At 60.2% G+C, this 25,001-nt stretch carries 21 protein-coding genes; 7 read left to right on the top strand and 14 right to left on the bottom strand.

Going from position 1 to position 25,001, the window contains the following annotated elements:
• Positions 1–311: 311 nt before the first annotated feature.
• A complete protein-coding gene (locus ABVS03_RS00655; protein ID WP_368017594.1) occupies positions 312–842 on the bottom strand; it encodes a DUF3267 domain-containing protein in 531 nt (176 codons plus the stop codon).
• Between the two features lie 103 nt (positions 843–945).
• Here ABVS03_RS00655 and ABVS03_RS00650 point away from each other — a divergent pair, with 103 nt between their 5' ends.
• Together ABVS03_RS00650 and ABVS03_RS00645 are read left to right on the top strand one after the other, a co-directional pair.
• Positions 946–2,979, top strand: a complete 2,034-nt coding sequence (locus ABVS03_RS00650) for a methionine--tRNA ligase (protein WP_368017593.1) — start codon at positions 946–948, stop codon at positions 2,977–2,979.
• A 57-nt stretch (positions 2,980–3,036) separates the two neighbouring features.
• A complete protein-coding gene (locus tag ABVS03_RS00645) occupies positions 3,037–3,909 on the top strand; it encodes an alpha/beta fold hydrolase (protein WP_368017592.1) in 873 nt (290 codons plus the stop codon).
• On the opposite strand, the gene ABVS03_RS00640 is transcribed toward ABVS03_RS00645, so the two are convergent.
• From ABVS03_RS00640 to ABVS03_RS00585, 12 genes are all read right to left on the bottom strand, one after another.
• The gene (locus tag ABVS03_RS00640) at positions 3,906–5,141 is read right to left on the bottom strand and encodes an acetylornithine/succinylornithine family transaminase (protein ID WP_368017591.1); all 1,236 of its coding nucleotides are present in this window, start codon (positions 5,139–5,141) and stop codon (positions 3,906–3,908) included. The genes ABVS03_RS00645 and ABVS03_RS00640 overlap by 4 nt on opposite strands.
• A gap of 4 nt (positions 5,142–5,145) precedes the next feature.
• On the bottom strand, positions 5,146–6,027 hold the full coding sequence (gene argB / locus ABVS03_RS00635; RefSeq protein WP_368017590.1) for an acetylglutamate kinase: 882 nt from the start codon (positions 6,025–6,027) through the stop codon (positions 5,146–5,148).
• Positions 6,028–6,048: 21 nt separating this feature from the next.
• Positions 6,049–7,323, bottom strand: coding sequence for a bifunctional glutamate N-acetyltransferase/amino-acid acetyltransferase ArgJ (gene argJ, locus ABVS03_RS00630; RefSeq protein ID WP_368017589.1), 1,275 nt, complete (start codon positions 7,321–7,323; stop codon positions 6,049–6,051).
• Positions 7,324–7,409: 86 nt separating this feature from the next.
• Positions 7,410–8,489, bottom strand: a complete 1,080-nt coding sequence (argC, locus tag ABVS03_RS00625) for an N-acetyl-gamma-glutamyl-phosphate reductase (RefSeq protein WP_368017588.1) — start codon at positions 8,487–8,489, stop codon at positions 7,410–7,412.
• Between the two features lie 182 nt (positions 8,490–8,671).
• Entirely contained in the window at positions 8,672–10,090 is a 1,419-nt protein-coding gene (locus ABVS03_RS00620) for a sensor histidine kinase (protein ID WP_368017587.1), read from the bottom strand.
• A gap of 1 nt (position 10,091) precedes the next feature.
• On the bottom strand, positions 10,092–10,769 hold the full coding sequence (locus ABVS03_RS00615) for a response regulator transcription factor (RefSeq protein ID WP_330970971.1): 678 nt from the start codon (positions 10,767–10,769) through the stop codon (positions 10,092–10,094).
• 2 nt (positions 10,770–10,771) lie between these two features.
• Positions 10,772–11,437: a phosphate signaling complex protein PhoU gene (phoU, locus tag ABVS03_RS00610; protein ID WP_330970970.1), complete on the bottom strand. Its 666-nt coding sequence runs from the start codon at positions 11,435–11,437 to the stop codon at positions 10,772–10,774.
• A 1-nt stretch (position 11,438) separates the two neighbouring features.
• Entirely contained in the window at positions 11,439–12,191 is a 753-nt protein-coding gene (gene pstB / locus ABVS03_RS00605) for a phosphate ABC transporter ATP-binding protein PstB (RefSeq protein ID WP_368017586.1), read from the bottom strand.
• Entirely contained in the window at positions 12,191–12,997 is an 807-nt protein-coding gene (gene pstB, locus ABVS03_RS00600) for a phosphate ABC transporter ATP-binding protein PstB (RefSeq protein WP_368017655.1), read from the bottom strand. The genes pstB (ABVS03_RS00605) and pstB (ABVS03_RS00600) overlap by 1 nt, the downstream gene beginning before the upstream one ends.
• Positions 12,998–13,011: 14 nt before the next feature.
• Complete coding sequence (gene pstA, locus ABVS03_RS00595) at positions 13,012–13,947, bottom strand: phosphate ABC transporter permease PstA (protein WP_330970967.1); 936 nt, start codon at positions 13,945–13,947, stop codon at positions 13,012–13,014.
• Positions 13,940–14,881, bottom strand: a complete 942-nt coding sequence (gene pstC / locus ABVS03_RS00590; protein ID WP_368017585.1) for a phosphate ABC transporter permease subunit PstC — start codon at positions 14,879–14,881, stop codon at positions 13,940–13,942. The genes pstA and pstC overlap by 8 nt, the downstream gene beginning before the upstream one ends.
• 100 nt (positions 14,882–14,981) lie before the next feature.
• Positions 14,982–15,914, bottom strand: a complete 933-nt coding sequence (locus ABVS03_RS00585) for a phosphate ABC transporter substrate-binding protein PstS family protein (protein WP_368017584.1) — start codon at positions 15,912–15,914, stop codon at positions 14,982–14,984.
• A 391-nt stretch (positions 15,915–16,305) separates the two neighbouring features.
• Between ABVS03_RS00585 and ABVS03_RS00580 the strand changes: the two genes are divergently transcribed.
• From ABVS03_RS00580 to ABVS03_RS00560, 5 genes are all read left to right on the top strand, one after another.
• Positions 16,306–16,797, top strand: a complete 492-nt coding sequence (locus ABVS03_RS00580) for a MarR family transcriptional regulator (RefSeq protein WP_330970964.1) — start codon at positions 16,306–16,308, stop codon at positions 16,795–16,797.
• Between the two features lie 26 nt (positions 16,798–16,823).
• Entirely contained in the window at positions 16,824–18,662 is a 1,839-nt protein-coding gene (locus ABVS03_RS00575) for an ABC transporter ATP-binding protein (RefSeq protein WP_368017654.1), read from the top strand.
• 80 nt (positions 18,663–18,742) lie between these two features.
• Positions 18,743–20,593: an ABC transporter ATP-binding protein gene (locus ABVS03_RS00570; protein WP_368017653.1), complete on the top strand. Its 1,851-nt coding sequence runs from the start codon at positions 18,743–18,745 to the stop codon at positions 20,591–20,593.
• A 109-nt stretch (positions 20,594–20,702) separates the two neighbouring features.
• Complete coding sequence (locus tag ABVS03_RS00565) at positions 20,703–21,821, top strand: aldo/keto reductase (protein WP_330970963.1); 1,119 nt, start codon at positions 20,703–20,705, stop codon at positions 21,819–21,821.
• Positions 21,822–22,153: 332 nt separating this feature from the next.
• The gene (locus tag ABVS03_RS00560) at positions 22,154–23,158 is read left to right on the top strand and encodes an RlpA-like double-psi beta-barrel domain-containing protein (RefSeq protein ID WP_330970962.1); all 1,005 of its coding nucleotides are present in this window, start codon (positions 22,154–22,156) and stop codon (positions 23,156–23,158) included.
• A 100-nt stretch (positions 23,159–23,258) separates the two neighbouring features.
• Here ABVS03_RS00560 and ABVS03_RS00555 read toward each other — a convergent pair whose 3' ends face one another.
• A complete protein-coding gene (locus ABVS03_RS00555) occupies positions 23,259–25,001 on the bottom strand; it encodes an ABC1 kinase family protein (protein ID WP_368017583.1) in 1,743 nt (580 codons plus the stop codon).

Raw genomic sequence — 25,001 nt, 5'->3', positions numbered from 1 at the left:
GCACGCAGCAACGTCCTGGTCAGCATGCTCCATATGAGCAAGGGCATCATCAGCTGCGTCAGTGCTGTCCGCATATGCATGGTCTTCGGGATTGGCAGCCATGCGAGAATCGACGCAATCAGCACCCTGCCCGAGAATGGCGGCAAAGCAGATCCGGAATCTGTTCCGGACGCCCTGTGCCCCCATGAAGCTCCCGTGATCTTCGCAGACGAGCCTACAGCCCCGCTCGATGCCAGGACGCAAAAGACGGTAGCCAATATCTCCTTGGGCAGACGGCACATGGCGCATCCTTCGTCCTTGAACTCTGAGTGCTACCCCAGAAGGATGCAGCCGGTTTCGGAGTCCTTCACATGGGTGACATGGGACGTCGTTGCAATGGCCTTTGCCATATCCCAGTCCCCTACGCAGCCGGAGAGATGCACCTCTGCCACAATCAGCGACTCTGCGGAAAAGGACAGGACGAAGCCCGCAGCCACGATGCCTGCCGTCACGAGAATGGTCGGCGCCAAGAGCACGCAGATGAAGCGTCCCTTCGGCAGCATGCAGTCATCAGTCCTCGTGTAGAGGAAGCCTGCCTCGGCCCCGAAGCTGATATGGCACTTGCCATGGGACATGATGAGGAAGAAGAGGGCATGCACGAGCTCGTGGACAGCAAAGCATGCCATCGTGACAAGGACAGTCCAGAGCACGGCCCAGCCGTTACGGAAGATGGTCCATCCGCCGATTGCTGCCGCAATGAGCGAGGGAGCCAGGCCCAGGGCCAGCACGAGCACAGACTGCACAAGCATCCTTCTCTGCAGCACGGCATCGCCGAGCACATCGACCTCTCCTCTGACTTCCACAGACGCTCTCCCTCCTTCAGCAAACACATATTCCATTCTGCCCATACCGCCTGCCGTGGCATACAATAGAGCGTGCCGTATAGCCAAGAATGAAGGATAGGTCATGGCTTCAGAAGCAGCTAAAGCATCCACAGAGCGCCCGCAGTTCCCCAAGCGTGCGGTCATCACCGGCGGCATGCCGTATGGCAACAAGAATCTCCACTTCGGGCATATCGGCGGTGTGTTCGTGCCTGCCGACTTCTTCGCCCGCTTCCTGCGCGACCGCATCGGCCAGGAAAACGTGATCTTCGTCTCGGGCACCGACTGCTATGGCTCCCCCATCATGGAGGGCTACCGCAAGAAGGTGGAAGAGGAAGGCTACGAGGGCACGATCGTCGACTATGTCCAGGCGAACCACAACCTCCAGAAGGAAGCTCTGGATGCCTATGGCATCTCGCTCGATATCTTCGCAGGCTCTGGCCTCGAACCGGCACGTCCGATCCATGCAAAGCTCTCGAAGGAGATCTTGGAGCGCCTCTATGAGCGTGGCTATCTGAGGAAGATGTCCACAAGGCAGTTCTACGACGTGAAGGCAGGCCAGTTCCTGAATGGCCGCCAGGTCATCGGCCGCTGCCCCGTCAAGGGCTGCAAGTCCGAGAAGGCCTACGCTGACGAGTGCGATCTTGGCCACCAGTTCGACCCCGAAGAGCTCATCGACCCGGTGAGCCAGCTTACCGGCACGAAGCCGGAGCTCCGTCCTGTCGACAACTGGTACTTCGATCTCCCTGCCTTCCGCAAGGACCTCGAGAAGCTCACGGACGAGTGGGACAAGGATCCGCAGGTGCGCCCGATTGTCACGAAGACGGTCCGCGAGAGCCTCGTCGACCCGGTCATCTATATCCAGCAGCGCTTCGAGGACGCCTTCAAGGCTGCAGAGCCGAAGCTTCCGGCCCATACCGTGACGCCGGCAGAGGGCAACCAGCAGTCCTTCTCTGTCAGCTTCGAGAACTGGGAAGACCGCGACCATGCCCGCGAGATCCTCGAAGAGGCTGGTGTGCGCTTCCGCACCGGCAAGACGCTTCTCCCCTTCCGCCTCACCGGCAACATCTCCTGGGGCGTCCCGGCACCCGATCTCGAAGACACGAAGGACCTCACGGTCTGGGTCTGGCCCGAGAGCCTCTGGGCACCTATCTCCTTCGTGCAGACCGTGCTTGCGAATGCCCCTGAAGGCCGCTACTCCTCCACGGACTGGCATGACTGGTGGTGTGCAGACGATGCAAAGGTCTTCCAGTTCATCGGCCAGGACAACATCTACTTCTACTGCGTCGCACAGCCTGCGATGTGGGAAGCGCTCGACTGGGGCCTCTTCCAGGACACGCCAGTCGCGAACTACCACATCCTCTTCATGAACAAGAAGGCCTCGAGCTCCGGCAAGATCAAACCGCCCATGGCAGAGGAGCTTCTGGACCACTACACGCCCGAGCAGCTCCGCACCCACTGGCTGAGCCTTGCTCTCGACCAGAAGGCTGTGAGCTTCTCTCCGAAGCCCTATGACACCTCCGTGAGCCACAAGGACAAGAAGACCGGCGAAGAGATTCTCGTGAAGGACGATCCGCGCGTCGTCGACCCTGCCCTCAAGGAGAGCGCCTTCCTGACGAACATCTTCAACCGCCTTGTGAGGAGCTGCTTTTACGGTGCCGCAAACAACTGCGACGGGCACCTGCCAGAAGTCGCACCTGAGCAGGAAGTTGTCGATGCTGCAAACGAGGCGACGCTTGCCTTCGAGCGTGCCTGCGCCGTCTTCGATGCCCATACGGCACTCTCTGTTGCAGAAGAGTACTGCCGCGCTGCCAACAAGCGCTGGGGCGACGAGTCGAAGGCCGCCAAGGACGACCACGACGCCTACGTCCAGGCACTTGCCAATGCGTTCCGAGCGCTTCGTACCGTGACGCTCCTCATGCATCCGGCAACGCCTTTCGGCTGCGCGAAGATCTGCGAGCATCTGAACTTCAAGCCCGAGCTCTTCTTCAGCTGGGACCACGCCTTCGACGGCGTCACCGAGCTCGCCGAAGCGCAGGGAGAGACGCCTGAGGCACACGAGCTCGTGGCGCTGCCTCCGCGCTACGACTTCTTCGAGAAGAAGCCAGGGCAGAAATAGACCACTTCAAGCGTCCGCCTTCGGGCGGGCGCTTTCCTTTGGAAAGGACCTTTCCCCATGCATATGCCTGTCCCGCCACAGCTCCATTTTCCCTCGCCCTATGAGCGCCCCCATGTGGCACCTCTCAGAGCTGAGCTTATCGAGCGTCCTGATGGCGCGAAGATCGCTGCCTTTGCCTATGGGGCAGATGCGCCCTGGAAAGAGAATCCAGAGGATGCACCCGTCCTCTTCCTCCATGGAAACGGCGAGGAGCATGGCATATTCGGACCGACGATCGATGCGGTCGTGGCAGGCGGAAATCCTGCCATCGGTGTCGATTCGCGTGGCCAGGGCAAGAGCACACGGGGATCAGAGCATCTCACCCATGAGCTCATGGAAGCAGATGCCCTTGCCGTGATGGACGCATGGGGCATAAGCAAGTTCCACATCCTCGGCTTCTCGGATGGCGGCATCCTGGCCCTTCTTCTGACACGCGACTGTCCTGAGCGGGTTCTCTCCTGCACGGCACCCGGCGCAAACCTTTCGCCCGAGGGAATCTACAGCGACGGCTGGGATGTTGAGGGTGCAGCACGCGAGCTCGACGAGTGGGCAAGCTGGACAGAGTCGCTCGATCCGGCAGGTGCCATAGACCCTGCGCTCCTTACGCCTGCCGCAGCAGACGCACGCACGACCGCAGACCTCCTTCGCCTCATGGACGAGGAGCCCCATATCGAGGCAAAGAGCCTCATGTCAATCTCCTGTCCGACCACGATCATGGCGGGAGAGAATGACGTTATAAAGCCCGATGAGACCGAGGCTATCGCCTCTGCCATCCCAGGCGCAGAGCTTGTGATTGTCCCAGGCCATGGCCATACGCTTCCGAAAGAGGCGCCCCAGGATGTGACGGACGCGCTCTTCCGGACGATGGTAAGGGCCTGCGAGGAATCCTAGGCTTCTTCGAGGATCTTCCCCAGGCGCTCGAGCATCGTGTCGATCTCAGCGTTGGTGATGACAAGAGGAGGCAGGAAGCGCAGGATCGAGTCGCCGATGTGGTTCAGGATGAGGCCTGCCTCAAGGCCCTTGTCTACAGCCTCAGTCGCAGACGGTACATCGAGCTGGGCTCCACGCATGAGGCCATGCCCTCTGACCTCGGTCACATGTGGAAGCTTCGCGAGGCCTTCTGCCAGATGGTTTCCTGCCTCGATCACGTGCTCGCCGATGTCCTCCTTGACCATCTCCTCGACGCAGGCACGTCCTGCCGTCGCCGCAAGGCAGTTGCCGCCGAAGGTCGAACCATGGTCGCCCGGATGCATGAGCGAAGCGACCTCTTCGCGAGCGCACACAGCACCCATCGGGAAGCCGTCCGCGATGCCCTTCGCAAGGGAGACGATGTCAGGCTCGATGCCGGCAAGCTGGTAGGCGAAGGGAGCGCCGGTACGGAAGAAGCCGGTCTGCACCTCGTCGATGATGAGCATGAGGTGGTGCTCAGAGCAGAGCTCGCGAGCACGCTTCAGGAATGCTGCCTCAGCCGGCCAGACGCCGCCCTCGCCCTGGATGCACTCGAGCATGACAGCACAGAGGGGACCGGTGCCTGCCGGAGGATTCACGATGGCAGCCTCGAGGGCATCCGCATCGTTCAGCGGGAAGGCCGCAAATCCTGCTGGCATCGGCAGGAACGACTTGTGGAAGACTGCCTGGCCGGTCGCTGCAAGCGTTGCGAGCGTACGTCCGTGGAAGCTCCGCTGCGCTGTCAGGATGCCCGTAGCGCCGCCGAGCTCCTCTTCGCCCCAGCGGCGTGCGACCTTGATAGCACCTTCGTTTGCCTCGGCACCGGAGTTGCCGAAGAAGGTCTGCCACTTCGTGCCGGTAGAGCCCGTGATGTGACCCTCTGTGTCCGTCGTCTTCGAGAGCAGGTCCGAGAGATCATGCGCAAGCTCCGCCCTGTTCTCCGCATAGAAGTAGTTGCTTGTCTGCCAGACCTTGCCGACCTGCTCGGCGAGGGCATCACGCACGACCGGGTTGCAGTGTCCCAGAGAGACCGCGCCGACGCCTGCCAAGAAGTCGAGATATTCCTTGCCCGTCGAGTCCACGAGAGTGGATCCATGGCCAAGCACCGGCTCGATCGGGAGCCGGCCATAGGTATGCATAACGTACTCGGCGTCTTCTGCTATGAAATCAGCCATATTGCTACTCCTCATCCTGTACAATCATCGTGCCGATGCCGGCATCCGTGAACACTTCCAGAAGCAATGCATGCGGGAAGGTGCCATTGAGCAGATGGACTTCCTTGACGCCGCCTTTGAGCGCTTCTACGACCGAGGAAATCTTCGGAATCATGCCTGCTGAGAGCGTGCCGCTTCCCAGCAGCTCTTCTGCCTCGCTCTTCGTGAGCTGCGAGATCAGCGATTCCTCATCCTCCACATCGCGGAAGAGGCCATCCACATCCGTGAGATAGACGAGCTTGTCGGCACCGAGGGCGCTTGCAACCTCTGAGGCTGCGACATCGGCGTTGATGTTGTAGAAGCCATCCTCTCCGCAGCCGACGCTTGCAATGACGGGGATATAGCCATCATCGAGCACCGACTCGATGAGATCGGTATTCACGTGGGTGATCGTGCCGACTCGTCCCAGCGCGGGATCGGTCTGCTCCACCTCGAACGTCATGCCATCCGCACCCGAGATGCCGACACCGACATTGCCGTAGGCGTTGAGGCCACGGACAAGCGTCTGGTTGACCTTGCCGATGAGGACCATCTGCACGGCTTCCATTGTCTGATCGTCGGTGACACGGAGTCCACGCTCGAACTTCACAGGGATATCGAGCTGCTTCAAGAGGGCATTGATGGCCTTGCCGCCACCATGCACGAGCACGATTCTCAATCCCATGAGCTTCATGAGCATGAGGTCGCCCACGACCTGGCGCATGAGGTCTGCATTCTCCATCGCAGCGCCGCCGTACTTCACGACGACCGTGCGGCCGTTCATCTTGTTGATCCAGGGCAGGGCCTCGGTCAGGACCTCTGCTTTCTGTGCGGCTTCGCTTCTGCGCTTGCGCTCTTCTGCCTTCATTGAAATATCCTTTCCTGAGCGCTAGCTCCGGTAGTCGCCATTGATCGAAACGTAGTCATGCGTGAGGTCGCAGGTCCAGATGCGGCAGTGTGCACTCCCCTGCCCGAGGTCTATGGCTATCGGCACCTCGTCTGCCTTGAAGCGAACGAGCATGTCATCCTCATCGACCGGAACCGGCTGTCCCTTGCGGCAGACCGCAACACCCAGAAAGTCGATATCGACCTTCGTCTGGTCGAAGGGAACGCCGCACTTGCCGGCTGCGGCTGCAACCCTGCCCCAGTTCGCGTCGTTGCCGAAGACGGCGCACTTCACGAGCGGCGAGTTCGCGATGGCACGCGCCACCGTCTCTGCCTCTGCGTCTGTCCTGGCACCGACGCAATCGACCGTGATGAGCTTTGTCGAGCCTTCGCCGTCTGCGGCGATCTGGCGTGCCAGCTCCTGGCAGAGCTCCTTCAATGCTGCCGAAAAGACGGCAAAGTCCGCCGATCCTTCCTGGATCTCACGGCCACCAGCCGCCCCTGTTGCCATAAGGAAGCAGGAGTCGTTCGTCGAGGTATCGGAGTCGACCGTGACCTTGTTGTAGGAGCCCTGGACCGCAGCAAGAAGCGCTGCATGTGCTGCCTTCTGCGAGACATTTGCATCGGTCGCCACGACGGAGAGCATCGTAGCCATGTTCGGCTGGATCATGCCGGAGCCCTTCACGAAGCCGCCGAGGTGGATCTTCGTGCCCGAAGGCAAGGTTCCCTGAAGTGCTGCCTCCTTCGGGTGCGTATCTGTTGTCATCACGGCACACGCCGCATCATGCGCGCCTTCAGCGGTTGCTGCGAGCTTTGACACGGCTTCCGGGATGCCCGACTCGAAGGGCCCCATCTCGAGCTGCGGGCCGATGACGCCGGTCGATGCGACCTCGACCTCGCTGTCTTCGCAGCCGAGCGCCTCGGCGAGCATATGGGCGGATTCTTCTGCATGCGCGAGTCCCAGCTCTCCTGTCGCGGCATTCGCGATGCCGGAGTTGAGCATCACCGCACGGATCTTGCCTGTGGCAGCACGCTTGCGGTCGAGCTGGACCGGAGCTGCGCAGAACTGGTTCTGCGTGAACGTGGCGGCGCAGGTAGCCATCTTGTCGGCGACAACGACAGCCAGATCGAGCCTTTCGGGATTCTTCCGGAAGCCAGCGTGGACGCCAGAGGCCATCACGCCTTGAGCGGCACAGACACCGCCTTCTGAGGTTGAGAAGCCTTCCGGCATGGCCCCGGTAGCAGAGACAGGGACCGCAATAGGTTCATATGCATTCATTTGTTTTCAGGCCTTTCGAGCAGAGGCAGCTTCTGCTGCCGGATGGACGGAGACGTGCAAGTTATGTCTCCTCTGCCCGCGACCGATCATGCCAGGGGCTGTATGAGATCGAGCCCTTCTGTTTCCGGGAGGCCGAAGACGGCGTTTGCGCACTGGATTGCCTGTGCCGCAGCGCCCTTGCCCAGATTGTCGATCGCGCAGGAGACGATGGCCATGCGTCGTCGTCGCGTATCGAATCCAAGGCCCACCTGGGCACGTGCGGAGCCAGCCACAGAGGCAGTCTGCGGCATCTGGCCCTGGGGCAGCACCTCGACAAGGGGCTCCTTCTCATAGCGTGCTGCATAGGCACCATAGAACTCATCTGCCGTGGCATCTTCTGCCATGGGCAGATAGACGGTAGCCAGAAGGCCGCGCTTGAGCGGAGCCAGGTGCGGCGTGAAGACGACAGAGATGGGACGTCTGGCAGCAGCCGAGAGCGTCTGCTCCATCTCAGGGGTGTGCCTGTGATGGGCAACGCCGTAGGCCTCGACAGACTCATCGGCGTGGCAGAAATGAGTGCGTGCATTGGGCGTCCTGCCGGCACCGGTGACACCGGAGATGGCATCGGAAATCACAAGGTCGCCAGAAACGAAGCCTGCTTCGAGCGCCGGCACCGAAGCAAGCGCCGTCGCCGTCGGATAGCAGCCAGGAGCAGCCACCAGCACGGCCTTGCCGCTTTCACGCTTCTCGGCGAGCTTTGCAAGGTCTTTGCGCGCTAGCTCGGGCAGCCCATAGACCGCCTCGTCCAGAAGCTCAGGAGAGGTGTGCTTGACGCCGTACCACTCCTCATAGACTGAGGCATCCTTCAGGCGGTAGTCGGCAGAAAGATCGATGACGGAGACGCCAGCTGCAATAAGCGCAGGCGTGAGTGCCAGAGACGCCGTATGCGGCACCGCAAGAAAGGCGACATCTGCTGCTGCAGCGATATCTTCTGCGACAGGTGCCGAGAAGGCCAGGTCCGTGATGCCGGCGAGGCCGGGATAGACCTCGGCGAGCTTCGTGCCGACAAGCTTTCTGTCTGTTGCCATCGCCAGCTCGAAGGAAGGATGGCGGAGAAGAAGCCTCACAGCTTCGATGCCTGCATAACCAGTAGCACCTACGACGCAGGCACGTATGCTCTGGGACATCCCCAACACCTCATCTTTCCTTGAATCTCATGTATGCACCGTCACGTATCAGGCGGCTTCGATTTGTTGCAAGCATCCTAGCACGCATGAGGTGGATGAGCCCCGCAAGCTTGCGTTGTTGTCCTTCTGGACACATTCCTGCAACAGAGCGAATGCAGGTGTCAAGTAAAAGTTAGGACAATCTATCCATTATTCTGCATAGCTTCATCGGCACTCGGGAACGTGACCGTGATGGTCGTCCCCTCGCCGAGCTTGCTCTTGAGATCGATCTTCGCGTTATGGAAAGCGGCAGCATGCTTCACGATAGCAAGGCCGAGGCCTGTTCCTCCGTTGGAACGAGAGCGGCTCTTGTCGACACGGTAGAAGCGCTCGAACACCTTCGGCTGCGCCTCTTCGGGGATGCCGATGCCGGTATCGGATACCGATACGGTCGGACGACCCGCTATCTGATACACCCAGACGTATACCTTGCCATTCACGCGGTTGTAGCGGATAGCGTTGTCGCAGAGATTCGATACCATCTCATCGAGCAGCCCCGCATTGCCGACGACCATGCACTTCTGCCCTTCGAGCGTAAGGCGCACACCGGCACGCTTTGCCTTGTCCTGGAGGCGGTCCGTGACGTCTCCTGCAATCTGGCAGAGGTCGCATTCTGTCTTGGGACCCAGGAGCTGCGAGTCGCCCGCACGCTCCGACTCATCCATCTTGGAGAGCGTCAGGATGTCGCTCACAAGCGACGAGAGGCGCCTGGCCGAGCTGTAGATGCGTCCTGCGAACTCAGGGATGTCCTCGGGACGGGCAATGCCGTCACGTATCAGCTCAGCAGCGCCCTGGATCGAGGCAATCGGTGTCTTGAGCTCGTGCGTCACGTTCGCCGTGAACTCGAGCCTATAGGCGTCAGCATCTCTCAGCTTGTCCATCTGGGCCATGAGCTCTGCCTGCTGGTCGTTCAAGCGGTCTACCAGAGGCTCAAGCTCACGGTAGGGAGCCTCTGCCTTGGCAGCTGTCGTATCGATATCAAGTATGGGCTTCACGAGGCGCTTCGAGAGCATGCGGCTTGCCGCCCAGGCACCGAGCACGACGAGCGCGACAATAGAGACAAGAAGGCCGATATCGTGCGTGAAGATCGCTGTCACGGACTCCCGGTCCTCAGAGAGCCTCAGGACGTCGCCCGAGCCAAGCCGCTGCGCATAGTAGAGCGAGACATTGCCTGCGGTATCGGAGGGGCGCTCGGTCTCCCCGGTGCCAGAAGACAGAGCCTCCTGGATCTCCTGTCGGTCTGCGTGGTTCGGCAGGCTCGAAGCCTCGAACTTTGTGTCGTAGATGACCGTGCCGTCAGGAGCGACGAGCGTCGCCCTCATCTTCTGCGGTGTCAGCATGCGCACGATATCCTGATCCGTATCGGTCGTATCGTCGGAATTGAGCGATGCCGCTATTGTTGCGCACTGGTCTGTCAGCTCATGCTTTGCATCGTCGACGAGCGTCGCATGGAAGACAAAAGCCGCCGCAAGCGTGGCCACGACAGCCACGCCCACGGCGAACATTGTGAGCGCTATGAAGATGATGCTGGAAAGAGACCGGGCCTCATGCTTCTCAGCCATGCTATCCCCTCAGACGGTACCCCACGCCTCTGACCGTCTCGATCAGGTCGGCTGCATCTCCTAGCTTGGAGCGCAGCGTCTGGACATGGACATCGACCGTGCGTGACCCGCCATCGAAGTCCCAGCCCCAGACACGCTGGAGCAGGGTCTCGCGCGTGAAGACCTCGCCCGGCGAGCGCATCAGGAACTCAAGCAGGTCGAATTCCCTCATCGTGAGCTGGAGCTCCTCGCCGTTCAAGGTCACTTCGCGCCTGCTGGGCCAGAGCGTGAGCGGCCCGCACTTCAGGACCTCGGCGTGCTGCGACTGCGAGTGCTTGCCGACATGGCGGAGCATGACGCGGACACGGCTCACCATCTCCATCATGCCGAAGGGCTTCGTGAGATAGTCGTCTGCACCCATATCGAGGGCACGGACCGTATCGAGCTCGGTATCCTTCGCCGTGAGCATCATCACGGGAACATCCTTGAGCTCAGGCGTCTGGCGGATCCTCTTGAGAATCTGGATGCCGTCGGTATCGGGAAGCATTATATCGAGGAGGATGGCATCAGGCACGCGTTCAGCGCATCCGCGCCTGAACTCGACATCGGAGTCGAAGCCTCTGGCATCGATGCCCGCCTGCGTCAGCGCATAGATCGTGAGATCGCGGATATTCTTGTCGTCTTCGACGTAGTAGACCACAGCTAGTCCTTGTCCCCCATCGTGCGGCCGCGGTAGCTTCCCGTAGCCCTGAAGATTGCCCAGTCAGCAATGCTCTGGGAGTGGTCGCCCATGCGCTCGTAGTATTTGGCGATGGTAAGGACTTCCGGAGCGACAGCTGCCGGCTCGGCACCAGTCTTCAGCAACTCTACTACATCGCTGCGGATCTTTTCAAAGAGTTCGTCGACGCCGTTGTCAAGCGGGAAGACCTCCTCGGCCATCTTAACGTCTGAGCCCTCGAAGGCCTTGAGTGCCTTCTCGACCATGCGGGCAACCTTCTCGGCGAGCTGCGCCAGCTCGGGAGCAAGCTCGGAATGTGCGATATCGTACTCTTCGATGAGAAGGGCGGTCTCGTAGGCCATCTCGTCGATGCGGGCAAGGTCTGTGATGGAGCGGAAGCAGCCCGTGACGAGACGCAGGTCGGATGCAAGCGGCTGTTGCAGGAGCATGAGGTTCATGCAGGAATCCTCGATGCTGCGGCGGAGCCTCTCGGAGTCATTGTGGCGGTCCTGGACATCCTTGGAGGCGCCGGAGTCCGCGTCGCCCACGGCGCGTGCCGTATCGCGAATGGACTGGACAACCTGGTTGCCAAGCTCGGTCATGTGCTCGGACAGGGTATTGAGCTGCTTGAGATATGCGGTTCTCGACATATTAGCCAAACCTTCCTGTGAGGTAGTCCTCCGTCTGCTTTTCCTTCGGTGCGGTGAAGATCTGCGGCGTCGATCCGCACTCGATGAGCTTGCCCAGATAGAAGAAGGCAGTCACATCGGAGATGCGGGAAGCCTGCTGCATGTTATGGGTGACGATGATGACAGTATGCTCCTTGGCAATCTGCTGCGCGAGCTCCTCGACAAGGCCGGTAGAGATCGGGTCAAGAGCGCTTGTCGGCTCGTCCATGAGGAGGACATCCGGGTTCACGGCAAGCGCACGTGCGATGCAGAGACGCTGTGCCTGGCCGCCGGAGAGCGAGAGTCCGGAATGGTCGAGCTTGTCCTTGACCTCATCCCAGAGGCCGACGCCCTTGAGCGTGGACTCGACGATTCCGTCAAGCTCGGACTTCGAAGGACGGCCATGACGGCGGAGGCCATAGGCCACGTTATCGTAGATGGAGATGGGGAACGGATTCGGCTTCTGGAAGACCATGCCGACCCGGCGCCTCAGCTCATAGACATCGATGTCCTTGTAGACATCGGTCTCGCCGAGCTTGACGGTGCCTGTGACCTTGCAGCCCTGGACACGGTCATTCATGCGGTCGAGGCAGCGCAGGAGCGTCGACTTGCCGCAGCCGGAAGGCCCGATGAAAGCCGTGATCTTGCCGGCAGGCATGTTCACGGAAATGTCGTGGAGGGCTTGGAAGTCCCCATAGAACAGGTCGAGATGCTCGACCGACATTGGTGTCGCCATTATCCAAACCTTCCCGTCAGATAGTCGTCGAGACGCTGGTCCTTCGGATGGGAGAAGAGCTCTGCCGTCTCGCCGGTCTCGATCATGTCGCCCAGAAGGAAGAAGGCGGTGCGGTCGGAGACACGCATGGCCTGCTCCATGTTGTGGGTGACGATGATGATGCACATGCCCTGCTGCGCGAGGTCGCGGATCGTCTCCTCGATCGCGAAGGTGGCGATCGGGTCGAGGGCCGAGCAAGGCTCGTCCATAAGGATGACATCAGGGTTCATGGCAAGGGTGCGTGCTACGCAGAGACGCTGCTGCTGGCCACCGGAGAGCGCATAGGCAGAGCCATAGATCTTGTCCTTGACCTCATCCCAGATGGCAGCCTGCCTGAGACTCTTCTCCACAAGCGCATCGAGGTCTGCCTTCTTCGTGATGCCGTGCTTCCTGGGTGCGAAGGCGATGTTCTCGTAGATGGACTTGTGGAACGGGTTCGGCTGCTGGAACACCATGCCGACATGGGTGCGCAGGGAGAACGTATCGATCTTGTGCTGGTTGATCTCCGTGCCGTGGTAGTAGATCTCGCCGCCGATCATGCAGTTCGGGATCTCGCGGTTCATGAGATTGAGGCAGCGCAGGAAGGTGGACTTGCCGCAGCCTGAAGGGCCGATGAGGGCTGTGACGGAGCCGAGGCCGAACTCGAGGCTCGTGCCCTTGAGGGCACGCTTCTCGCCGTAGTCGACGGTGACATCGACTGTCTTGATGGCTGCCTCGCCTCCAGCGTAGCTGCTCTTGCCTGTCGGCGTCACGAGCGATGCTGCCATGGTCTGATTCATGCTCATTCGGCCGTCATCTTCTTCCCCATATGCTTGCCCACGATGCGGGCGATGATGTTGAAGGCAAGGATGCAGACCATGAGGACTGCTGCGGTGCCCGCAGACACGGCAGAGAGGTCAGGCACGACGCCCTCGGAGTTGATCTTCCAGATATGGACGGCAAGCGTCTCGGCAGGCCTGAACACGTTGAGCGGGTTCGCCTGGCTCGTGATCGGTGCTGCCCAGTTGAGAGCCGGTGCCGACTGGCCTGCCGTGTAGATCAGCGCTGCTGCCTCGCCGAAGACGCGTCCTGCGGAGAGGATAACGCCGGTGACGATGGCAGGCATGGCGGCAGGGATGAGCACCTGGGTCGTTGCCTCCCAGCGGGTGAGGCCGAGAGCAAGGGCAGCGTCCCTCTGGTCGCGCGGCACTGCCTCGAGCGCCTGCTCGATGACGCGGACCAGGATAGGCACATTGAACATCGTGAGCGCGAGGGCGCCAGAGAGGATCGAGAAGCCCCAGCCGAACTGCAGGACGAAGATCAGCATGCCGAAGAGGCCGACGACGATCGAAGGGAGGCTCGAGAGCGTCTCGATCGCGGTCTTCGCGATGCTCGTGACAGGACCGACCGGTGCGTACTGCGTCAGGAAGATGGCACCGCCAAGAGAGATCGGGAGCGAGATAAGTAGCGTCAGGATCAAGAGATAGAACGAGTTGAAGAGCTCAGGTCCGATGCCGCCGCCTGCCTTGAACTGCTCAGGCTTCGCCGTAAGGAAGTGGATATCGAAGAGCTTGCAGGCACCCGAGACGACGATGTAGGCGATGATCGCGACAAGCGCGATGAGGATGAGCACGACGATAGCGGTCAGGATGCCCGTTGCGATCTTGTCCTGGGTCTTGGCCATCTTCGTGGACTTCGTCGCCGTGAAGGCCGTGGCCTTCGCTTCTTCGCTAGTCATTCTTGGCCGCCCCCTTCCTGCCGATCAAGTGGACTATCAGGATGAAGAAGAGCGACATCACGAGAAGCACGAGAGCGAGCGACCAGAGGACATCGTTGTAGACGGTGCCCATGGCCTCATTGCCCATGCCCATGGTAAGGACGGACGTGAGGGTCGCTGCCGGCGTGAAGAGGCCCTGCGGCATCTGGGCTGCGTTGCCGACGACCATCTGGACGGCAAGTGCCTCGCCAAAGGCTCGGGCCATGCCCATGATGACAGCAGTCAGGATGCCCGGAAGCGCAGACGGGATCACGACGTGCAGGATCGTCTGCCACCTCGTGCAGCCAAGGCCGTAGGAGCCATCGCGATAGGCCTCAGGAACAGCGGCGAGAGCATCGGTGGAAAGCGACGTGACCGTCGGCAGGATCATGAAGGCAAGGACGATCGAGCCTGCCATGATGCCGTAGCCGGTGCCGCCTGCCCAGGAGCGGACCCAGGAGACGATGATGGAAAGGCCGACAAGGCCGAAGACGACAGATGGGATGCCCGTGAGGAGCTCGATCATCGGACGGAAGACCTTGCTGCCGAAGCCCGGCTGGATCTCGACGACGAAGATTGCTGCGCCGAGCGCGAACGGAAGCGCCAGCACGCAGGAAAGGAGCGTGACAGCAAACGAGCCTGCAATCATGGGGAGAGCTCCCATGAGCGGCTGGCCATCATCGCCTGTCTGGTGCGGGTTCCAGGTCGTGCCCGTAATGAACGAGTCGAAGCTGATGCCGTCTGCCGTGAAGGTCGCAAGGCCTCTCGAGCAGACCATGAAGATGAGCGTCACGACAAGAAGAACGACGAAGAGCACGCAGGCTCCGGTCAGGATCTTTCCCTTCCGCTCTATCCGGTACTTCGAGGAGGAGCCTTCGGCTATGCTCCCCGCAGCACCTGTACTGTTAGTGGACACTGTTCCTCCTGAAAATTGCAGCTGCATAGCAAGACGGCACCTGGCGCATGTGCGCAGATGCCGCCTCGCATGCCGCTAAAAGGCGGCTGGGCCAAAGCCCTTACTTGTTCGTGACGTTGCCGCCTGCATCACGGGTGATCTTCATGCCAGTGACAGGGATGTAGCCCGTCTGCTCGACGAGGGAGCCCTGGACATCGTCGGAGAACATGTAGTCGATGAAGGCCTGCGTGGTCTCGTCAGGATCTGCTGCGGTGTACATATGCTCGTAGGCCCAGATCTTCCAGTCGTTGGTCTCGACGTTGGCTTCCTTTGCCTCGACGCCGTCGACCTTGAGTGCCTTGAAGGTGTCAGCGAAGTAGGAGAAGGCAAGGTAGGAGATGGCACCCGGGGTCTGGGCGACCATGGATGCGACGGTGCCGGAGGAATCCTGCTCCTGCGGCTTGAAGGACTCGGGGACCTTGTCGGAGCCGAGAACAGCGGACTCGAAGGTTGCACGGGTGCCGGAGCCGGAAGCGCGGTTGATGACGACGATGTCCTGATCGGAGCCGCCCACGTCCTTCCAGTTCGTGACCTCGCCCATGAAAATCTTCTTGAGGTCGGCCATGGAGATGTCGTCGACCGTGACCTCAGAGTTCACGACCGGGCCCATGCCGACAACGCAGACCTGGTTGTCCTTGAGCTTCTTTGCGTCATCCTTGTTGGAGAGCTTCTCCTCGGCGAAGACATCGGAGTTGCCGATCTGGACAGCACCCTGGGAGATCTGCGTGATGCCCTGGCCGGAACCGCCACCCTGGACCGTGATCTGGACATCCGGGTAGGTCTCCATGAACTGCTCGGATGCAGCCTCGACGAGCGGCTGGAGTGCCGTGGAGCCGACAGCGGTGATGCTGCCGGACAGATTCTTCGTCTCGCTCGAGCTGGAGTCTGTGGTGGACGTGCTGCCACCGCCGCAGGCGGCAAGGCCGAGACCTGCGAGTGCTGCAGCGCTTCCGCTCATAGCAAGGAAGCCGCGACGGGTAAGGCTCTTTGACATATCTGTCCCTCCTGAGACTGGGCAGCCCTTCGTGTATATTCGGAAGTTCCTGCATGGTGCAAGGCTGCCCTCTGCTGACTTGAATGCTAGGGCCTGAAAGAGCTCCGAAATCTGCGCCCACCCGTCTATTACGCAGCTTTGATACCGGCTTACATGTCCTTTACAATCCCAGTTCAGCGACTCTGTTTATATAGGGAAGCCATTGCGTGGCTTCCACAAAGGCAGTTTTCCTGCACGGTTCTCTCCCCCGGCGCACCTCCTCTGCACACTCTGTACATAGTTGTCTAGGTACCTTGACATCTATTTGCTAGGTACCTAACATTTTATAGGAAAAAACATTTGCTCACCTTGCGATTCCACAGGCGGGCCCGAGAATCAGAAGAGGTGAAACATGGCAAACGGAACGGGGGCACGCTGCTGCAGGCCCCCTGAGCATCGTTCAGAATCGACAATCGAGCACAGCATCATGCAGGACTTCGGCTACTTCGGTCACTTCATGCATGTGCACAGCGGCGGCAGGAGCGGCAAGCAGCATATGCTCATCAAGCTCAGCCTTGCAGGCGGCACGCTCCAGCAGCGCGACCTCCAGAACTCGGAGCCGATCAGCTCCGCATCTCTGTCCGAAGTGCTGACGAAGCTCGAGCGTGAAGGCCTTATCGTGCGCACGCGCTCCGAGAAGGACAGAAGGCAGCTCGATATCACGCTGACCGATGCTGGCTGGAAAGAGGCAGAAGCGCTTGCCAAGCGCCGGCAGGCATTCGAATCCCATGCGTTCGATATCCTCACGGACAACGAGCGCACGCAGCTGCTCGAGACGCTTGACCGGCTGGTCGGTCATTGGAATGAACTGGAAGACGAGAGAAAGAAGGCGATGCCGGAGTGAAATTGACCCGAAGCATCAAGAATGCGATGGAGGCGGGCACGGACAGCACGCTTCCAGAATACGGACTGAGGGAGATAGTGCATACGCTGGCGCAGTCGCTGCGCGAGTACCGCAAGTATGCGTGGGAGACCCCTTTGTTCGTAGCCTTCGAAGCCATCATCGAGTGCACCATTCCGTTCTTCACGGCGCAGCTCATCAATCAGATTGCAGCAGGAGAGCCGCTTGAAGGCATCATCCCTTCTGCTGTCATCTTGATCTGCCTCGCCCTGGTCTCGCTTGCGTTCGGCACCGCTGCAGGCGTCACCTGTTCCATCGGTGCGACCGGCCTTGCCAAGAACCTGAGGCATGACCTGTTCCACAAGATCCAGGGCTTCTCGTTCGCCAATATCGACCGCTTCTCTACAAGCTCGCTCGTGACGAGGCTCACGACCGATGTCACGAACGTCCAGCAGGCCTACATGATGATCATCCGCATGGCCATCCGCTGCCCGATGCTTGCCATCTTCTCCATCATCATGGCATTCATCTCCGGCGGCCCCATGGCAGTCGTCTACGTGATCGTCGCCTTTTTCCTTGGCTATGCCATCTTCAAGATCGCGCTTACAGCCATGCCGATCTTCCGCCGCATCTTCCGCAAGTACGACCGCCTGAACGATTCCGTCGAGGAGAACGTCTCCGGCATCCGCGTCGTCAAGTCCTATGTGCGCGAGGATTACGAGAAGCAGAAGTTCAATGAGGCTTCCGGCACCCTCTATCATGACTTCGTGCACGTGGAGCGCATCCTTGCCTGGAACACGCCTCTCATGACGCTGGCAGTCGATATCATCTACACCTTCGTCATCTACTTCGGCTCGATGGCCATCGTCACGACCCAGTCGCAGGCCATGGGCGTGGGCCAGCTCTCCGCGCTCATCACCTACGGCTTCTCACTCCTCATGAGCCTCATGATGTTCTCCATGGTCTTCGTCATGATCACGATGGCTGAAGAGTCCTCGAGGCGTATCTGCGAGGTCCTGCAGGAGAAGCCGACGCTTGCCAACCCCGAGCACCCGATCATGGAGGTGCCAGACGGCTCCGTCGATTTCGACCACGTGAGCTTCAAGTACTCCGAGAAGGCAGAGCGCCCCGCGCTCAAGGACATCGACCTCCATATCAAGAGCGGAGAGGTCATCGGCATCCTCGGCGGAACTGGCTCCTCGAAGTCGACCTTGATCCAGCTCATCAGCCGCCTCTACGATGCGACGGAAGGCACCGTCAAGGTTGGTGGCCACGATGTGCGCGACTACGATCTCGACACGCTCAGGAATGAGGTCGCCGTCGTGCTTCAGAGGAACGTCCTCTTCTCCGGCACCATCAAGGACAACCTCCGCTGGGGCAACCAGAATGCGACCGACGAGCAGATGCTCGAGGCCTGCAAGCTTGCCCAGGCAGACGAGTTCATCCAGCGCTTCCCTGACAAGTACGACACCTATATCGAGCAGGGCGGCACGAATGTCTCTGGCGGCCAGAAGCAGCGCCTCTGCATCGCCCGTGCCCTCCTGAAGAACCCGAAGGTCCTCATCCTCGACGACTCCACGAGCGCTGTCGACACGAAGACCGACCGCCTCATCCGTCAGGGCTTCAGGAGCTTCATCCCAAGCACGACCAAGATCATCATCGCGCAGCGCACCTCATCTATCGAGGATGCCGACCGCATCGTCGTCATGCGTGACGGCCAGATCGATGCCATCGGCACGCACGACGAGCTGCTGCGCACGAACGACATCTACCGCGAGGTCTACATGACCCAGAACAAGCAGTCCCACGACGAGAAGATGGGCATCCTCGAAAAGGATGCCGAAGCAGGAAAGGAGGCCACGAAGTGAGCGAGGAAGCAACCAAGAAGCAGCAGGCACCGGGCCGCGGCCATGGTGCACAGAATCCCGGCACAACGTTCAAGCGCATCATGTCGCTTGTCTTCCACTACTACCCTGGCCTCGTGACCATCCAGACCCTCTGCATCGTGGCAGCCGCCATCATCGCCTCGGTGCCTTCGATCTTCATGCAGCAGGCCATCGCCGTCGTCGAGGACACGTTCCAGACCGGCGACTGGGCAACGGCGCAGCCCCAGATTCTGCGCATCGTCCTTACGCTCATCGGATGCTACGTCGCCGCCCTTGCCTGCAACATCGGCTGGACGCAGCTTGGCGCCGTCATCTGCCAGGGCACGATGATGAAGGTCAGGAACGAGATGTTCTCTCACATGGAGGACCTCCCGATCCGCTACTTCGACACCAACAAGCACGGCGACATCATGTCTCACTACACGAACGACGTGGATACCCTGCGCCAGTTCATCGGTCAGTCGCTCCCGAACCTCTTGACGACCATCATTGCCATGATCTCTGTCGTCTACATCATGTTCTGGTATTCCGTGCCGCTGACGCTTGTCGTCCTGGTCATGGTTGCAATCATGATGGCCCTGACACGTGTGCTCGGCGGCCGCTCTGCCCACTTCTTCCTGGCGCAGCAGCGTGCTCTTGCGGCCGAGGAAGGCTTTGCCGAGGAATCCATGAACGGCCAGAAGGTCATCAAGGTCTTCACGCATGAGAAGCTGACCGAGACTGACTTCGACAAGGTGAACGAGCAGCTCTTCCAGGCCTCGAAGAACGCGAACATCTACGGCAACACCCTTGGCCCCATCCTCATGAACACGGGCAACCTTGCCTACGTAATCGTCGCCCTCGCAGGCTGCATCTTCCTTGTCGCCGGCATCCCGAACCCCTCGATCTCCGGCATGATTCTGGGTATCGACATCATCGTCCCGTTCCTGAACCTCACGAAGCGCTTCGCAGGATCGATCGGCCAGGTCTCCCATCAGATCAACTTCGTCGTCATGGGCCTTGCCGGTGCCGAGCGCATCCTCTCGCTTCTCGACGAGGAACCTGAAGAGGACAACGGCTATGTCACGCTTGTCAATGCCAAGCGCGCCAAGGATGGCTCGCTCGAGGAGACGGACGAGCGCACCGACCTCTGGGCCTGGAAGCACCCGCACGAGGATGGCTCTGTCACCTACACCCAGCTCGAGGGCAAGGTCGACCTCTACGACGTGGACTTCGGCTATACGCCCGAGCACATCGTGCTCCACGACGTGACAATCCATGCGAAGCCGGGCCAGAAGGTCGCCTTCGTCGGTGCGACCGGTGCCGGCAAGACGACGATCACGAACCTCATCAACCGCTTCTACGATATCGACGACGGCAAGATCCGCTACGACGACATCAACATCAACAAGATCAAGAAGGCAGACCTGAGGCGCTCCCTCGGCATGGTCCTCCAGGACACGAACCTCTTCACCGGTACCGTCATGGACAACATCCGCTACGGCAGGCTCGACGCGACAGACGACGAATGCATCGCAGCTGCCAAGCTCGCAGGCGCCGACTCCTTCATCACGCGCCTTCCTGAGGGCTACCAGACGATGCTCAGGGACAACGCCGCTTCCCTTTCCCAGGGCCAGCGCCAGCTCCTCTCGATTGCCCGCGCCGCTGTCGCAGATCCCCCCGTCATGATCCTCGACGAGGCAACATCTTCGATCGATACCCGTACGGAACAGATCGTCCAGCGCGGCATGGATGCCCTCATGCAGGGACGCACCACCTTCGTCATTGCCCACCGCCTCTCGACGGTCAGGAACTCCGATGTGATCATCGTCCTCGACCATGGTCGCATCATCGAGCATGGCACGCACGACGAGCTCATCGCCCAGAAGGGCACCTACTACCAGCTCTACACCGGCGCCTTCGAGCTCGAATAGCCGAGGGTTCCAGAGAGCGCCCGGAGCCGGGCAGATGGCCCGGCTCCTTTCATATAGTCTCTTATCGCGGGTATCTTGGTCGCAGGGGAACTACAAGGAGAGGAAAATCATGAGCGAATACTTTGGAAAGGATGTCCCGAAGCTCGGTTTCGGCCTCATGCGCCTGCCGAAGCTTGAGGACGGCACAATCGATATCGAGCAGACGAAGCAGATGGTTGACCGCTTCCTGGCGGCAGGCTTCACCTACTTCGATACAGCCTATGTCTACGCGGGCTCTGAGGATGCAGCGAGGCAGGCGCTCGTCGAGCGCCATCCGCGCGATTCCTACACGCTTGCGACGAAGATCAACGCAATGGCGGCATGCACGGACGAGGAATCCTGCAAGAGGCAGTTCCAGACATCGCTTGACCGCACACAGGCAGGGTATTTCGACTACTACCTGCTCCATGCCCTGCAGACCTCGAACTTCAGGAAGTACGACGACTACCACATCTGGGACTTCGTGCACGAACAGAAGGAAAAGGGCCTCGTGAAGCACATGGGCTTCTCCTTCCATGCAACGCCTGAGCTTCTGGACGAGCTCCTGACAAAGCACCCCGAGGTCGACTTCGTGCAGCTCCAGCTGAACTACGCCGACTGGGACAATCCATCCATCACGAGCCGTGCCAACTACGAGGTAGCACGTGCCCATGGGAAGTCCATTGTCGTCATGGAGCCTATCAAGGGCGGAACGCTCGCAGCGCCGCCTCAGCAGGTCGCCGATATCCTCAAGGCAGCCGAGCCCGAAGCGTCGCTCGCCTCCTGGGCCATCCGCTATGTCGCCTCGCTTGACGGTATCATCACGGTGCTTTCCGGCATGTCGGACATGCAGCAGATGGAGGACAACGTCTCCTATATGGAGCACTTCAAGCCGCTCACAGATGACGAGCAGGCAACGATCGGGCGTGCACAGAAGGCGCTCGCCGAGATCAAGCAGGTGCCCTGCACGGCCTGCCACTACTGCACGCCGGGCTGCCCTGTACACATCCATATCCCGGAAATCTTCTCGGCACTCAACCGCGAGCTTGTCTGGGGCCAGACGGAGCTTGCGAAGAAGGGCTATGAGGATGCAACGAAGGAAGGCGCCCTTGCCTCGGCCTGCCTTCACTGCGGCCAGTGCGAGCGCGCCTGCCCTCAGCAGATCAAGTGCATGAGCTGGCTCGAGCGCGCAGCAGAGGCCTTCGAATAGGCTTCCAGAAACCTGTTCTGATAGCATTCAGGTAGCGCTTTGCATAAGGTGTCCACCAATATGCATGATTTTGTGCATGTGGCGGACACCATTTTTGCAACTTGTGGCCTTTAGCTGGATAATCGCCAATCATGTCGGCTTCGGGAGTAGTATAGAGAACATGAATTGACGAGAAGTAGCACTGCGCAATCAGCCAATTCCAGATCTGCAAACGGACCTGATAAGGTCCCCGACGAGATTATGGGTTAGAAGAGATGCGAACACCTGCAAGATTCTTTCGCCATGCCGCTGTAGCAGCCATCACGGCTGCCCTCGTGGCAAGTTCGGTGCCTGTGGCAGCATTTGCTGAAGACACCGACCTCGAATCGCTCCAGAATGCCGCTATCGCGGCCGGCGAGCAGTACGACCAGGCCCAGCAGGAGCTGGACAGCCTGCAGCAGCAGATAGACGACAACGAGGCCCGCATCGAGGAGATCGAAGACCAGCTCCCCGAGCTCAAGGCAAACGCCTCGAACGCTATCGCCACGTCCTACAAGATCCACCAGGACCAGAACTCCCTTCTGGCCCTGCTGCTTTCTGCCGACACGTTCAATGACTTCATCACGCAGCTCGCGTACCTGAACCACATCGTGGGCAATGCGACGAACGATATGAACGATCTTGTCGCAGCTCAGCAGGAGCTCACGCAGAAGCAGGCCGAGCTCTCGCAGCAGAAGGCCGACGAGGAAGCCAAGGTCCAGGCCGCCAAGGATGCCTATGACAGCGCAAATGCTGCCATCGAGGCTGCCAAGGAGAAGGCCATGGAGAACGCCGCTGCCCAGGAAGCAGCCTATGAGGCCGAGCAGGCCAAGGGCCAGCAGGATGCAACGGTGACCGAGATCCAAGAGGCAACACAGGACAGCTCCTCCGACTCCTCTGCTCAGACGAGCACGCAGGCACAGGAGACGTCCTCCCAGAGCCAGCAGCAGGACACCTCCTCCCAGAGCTCTGCCCCCCAAGCCTCCGCTCCCGCCTCTTCGTCTTCTTCCTCTTCGAGCGCAGCGCCAGCCGCGAGCTACACCTACGTCGAGGCATCGATGTACGGCGAGGGCGATGGCCTCATGTATGGCACGACGGCTTCGGGCGATACGCTGACGCCGACATCCATGGGCGTCGCAATGAAGACGATGCCGCTCGGCACGATCATCGAGATCACCTACAACGGCAGGACCGTCACCGCTGTCGTGAACGACCGTGGCCCCTACTCCGGCAACCGCCAGATCGACATGCAGCCTGCAGTCGCATCTGCTCTCGGCTTCTCCGGTGTCGGCACGGTCGGCTACCGCGTCGTCAGCTAGGCGAACATACATCCAGAACACAAGGAAGGCGGCTCTCATCGAGGGCCGCCTTCCTTCTTATAGAGATGGATTGGAGCAAGCTGCTCAGCTCTCCTGTCCCCTAGCGCCTGTTCTGCTTGCGCTCATGCATGATGTTGCGGACAATCCAGAGCCCCAGGAAGAGCGCGAGGAAGAAGCCGACGAAGCCGATGATCGGGATGCCGAAGATGACAGGCTGGATGCGGGCATAGTAGATGACCGAAGAGCCGATGAAGAGTCCCGCCACGACGATGCCCATCGTCAAGCGGTCTGCTGCAGCAGCGAGATCGGATATCGGGCTTGTCGTGTCCGAGAAGTCGAGCTTCATCCTGAGCTGGCCGCGCGTAAGCATCTTGGCGGCAAGGCCTGCCTCCGATGCTGCCTCGAGAAGGCCATGGGAGGCTGCCTCGGCCTCACGCGCGTAGGTCTTCGCTTCCTTCTGCACAAAGTCGAGCGGCGTCTCATGCGCACGGATATGGTTCTTCACGATCTCGATGATGGAGACACCAGGAAGGAAGTCGTTCACGACGCCTTCGAGCGTGACAAGGCTGCGTGCAAGCATCGTGACCGTGCCCGGAAGCTCGATCCCGCTCTTCCTTGCCATAGCTATGAGTGAGTTCATGAAGGCAGCGATATCGAGGTCGTCCAGATCTGCCGCACCATAGTCCTCGATGATCGCATCGAGGTCCTCCAGGAGCTGTGCATGGTCGACCTTGCTCGTATCTGAGACGGCGAAGCGCAGAAGCCCGTTCTTGAGACGTGCCGAGTTCCTCTCTGCGACAGCGAATACCATCTCGCGCGTCGCATCGCGGTCATGCGATGAGAGCCTGCCCATGATGCCAAGATCGATATAGACGATCTTGCCGCCTGAGATGATGATGTTTCCGGGATGGGGATCTGCATGGAAGAAGCCATCGTCGAGCATCTGCTGGGCATAGTTGTCGATGAGCTTCATGCCGATCTCGTTCAGGTCATAGCCATCCTCGGCCAGACGCTTCGTGTTCGAGATCGGTATGCCGTTCACATAGTCCATCACCACGACATGGTGCGTGCACCATTTCATGTAGGGCTTGGGGCAGCCGATGAACTTCACGTTCGCATTGTTGTGGCGGAACTCCTCGAGGTTCTTCGCCTCGACGAGGAAGTCCGTCTCCTCGCGGAATGAATGCCAGAGCTCCTCGATGACAGAGCCGAGATCGAGCACCTGCGTATCGGGGAGGAAGCGCGAGGCATAGCGGGCAAGGCGGCGCATGATATCGATATCCTGCGCCATCGTCTCCTGCACATGCGGGCGCTGGACCTTCACGGCGACAAGCTCGCCGGTAATGAGGCGGGCCTTGTGGACCTGGGCAATCGAGGCAGAGCCCAAGGGGACATCGTCGATTGCATCGAAGATGTCCTCAATCGGTATCGTATATTCGGACCTCAGGGCCGAAAGGACGGCATCCCTGTCCATCGGCTCGACATTGGCCCTCAGCTTCGTGAGCTCCTGGCAGAACGGCTCAGGCAGGATCTCGGAGCGCATCGAGAGGATCTGCCCTGCCTTCACAAAGGTAGGGCCGAGCTCTTCGAGCATCTTCCTGAGCGTCACCGGCGTGAGGCCGTGCAGGATATCGTACTTGCGCACGACAGCAAGAATCTCGCCCATGCGCTTCCTGCGCGAGGCGCGCGTCCCGCTCTCATATCCGCCCTGGCGGCCGCCGAGAAGCCCTATCGTCTCTTCGAAGGCGGCATCCTTTATGCCCTCGTAGGCGTCCTTGCCCTCGGCGGCTGCCTCTTCATCTGTCTTCTTGGAGCTTGCTCCGGCTTTTCCGGAATCTGCCAC

The sequence above is a fragment of the Olsenella sp. AGMB03486 genome (assembly GCF_040884255.1).
In the GTDB taxonomy this organism is placed as follows: domain Bacteria; phylum Actinomycetota; class Coriobacteriia; order Coriobacteriales; family Atopobiaceae; genus Olsenella_L; species Olsenella_L kribbiana.
This window is presented reverse-complemented; position numbering and strand designations above follow the sequence as displayed.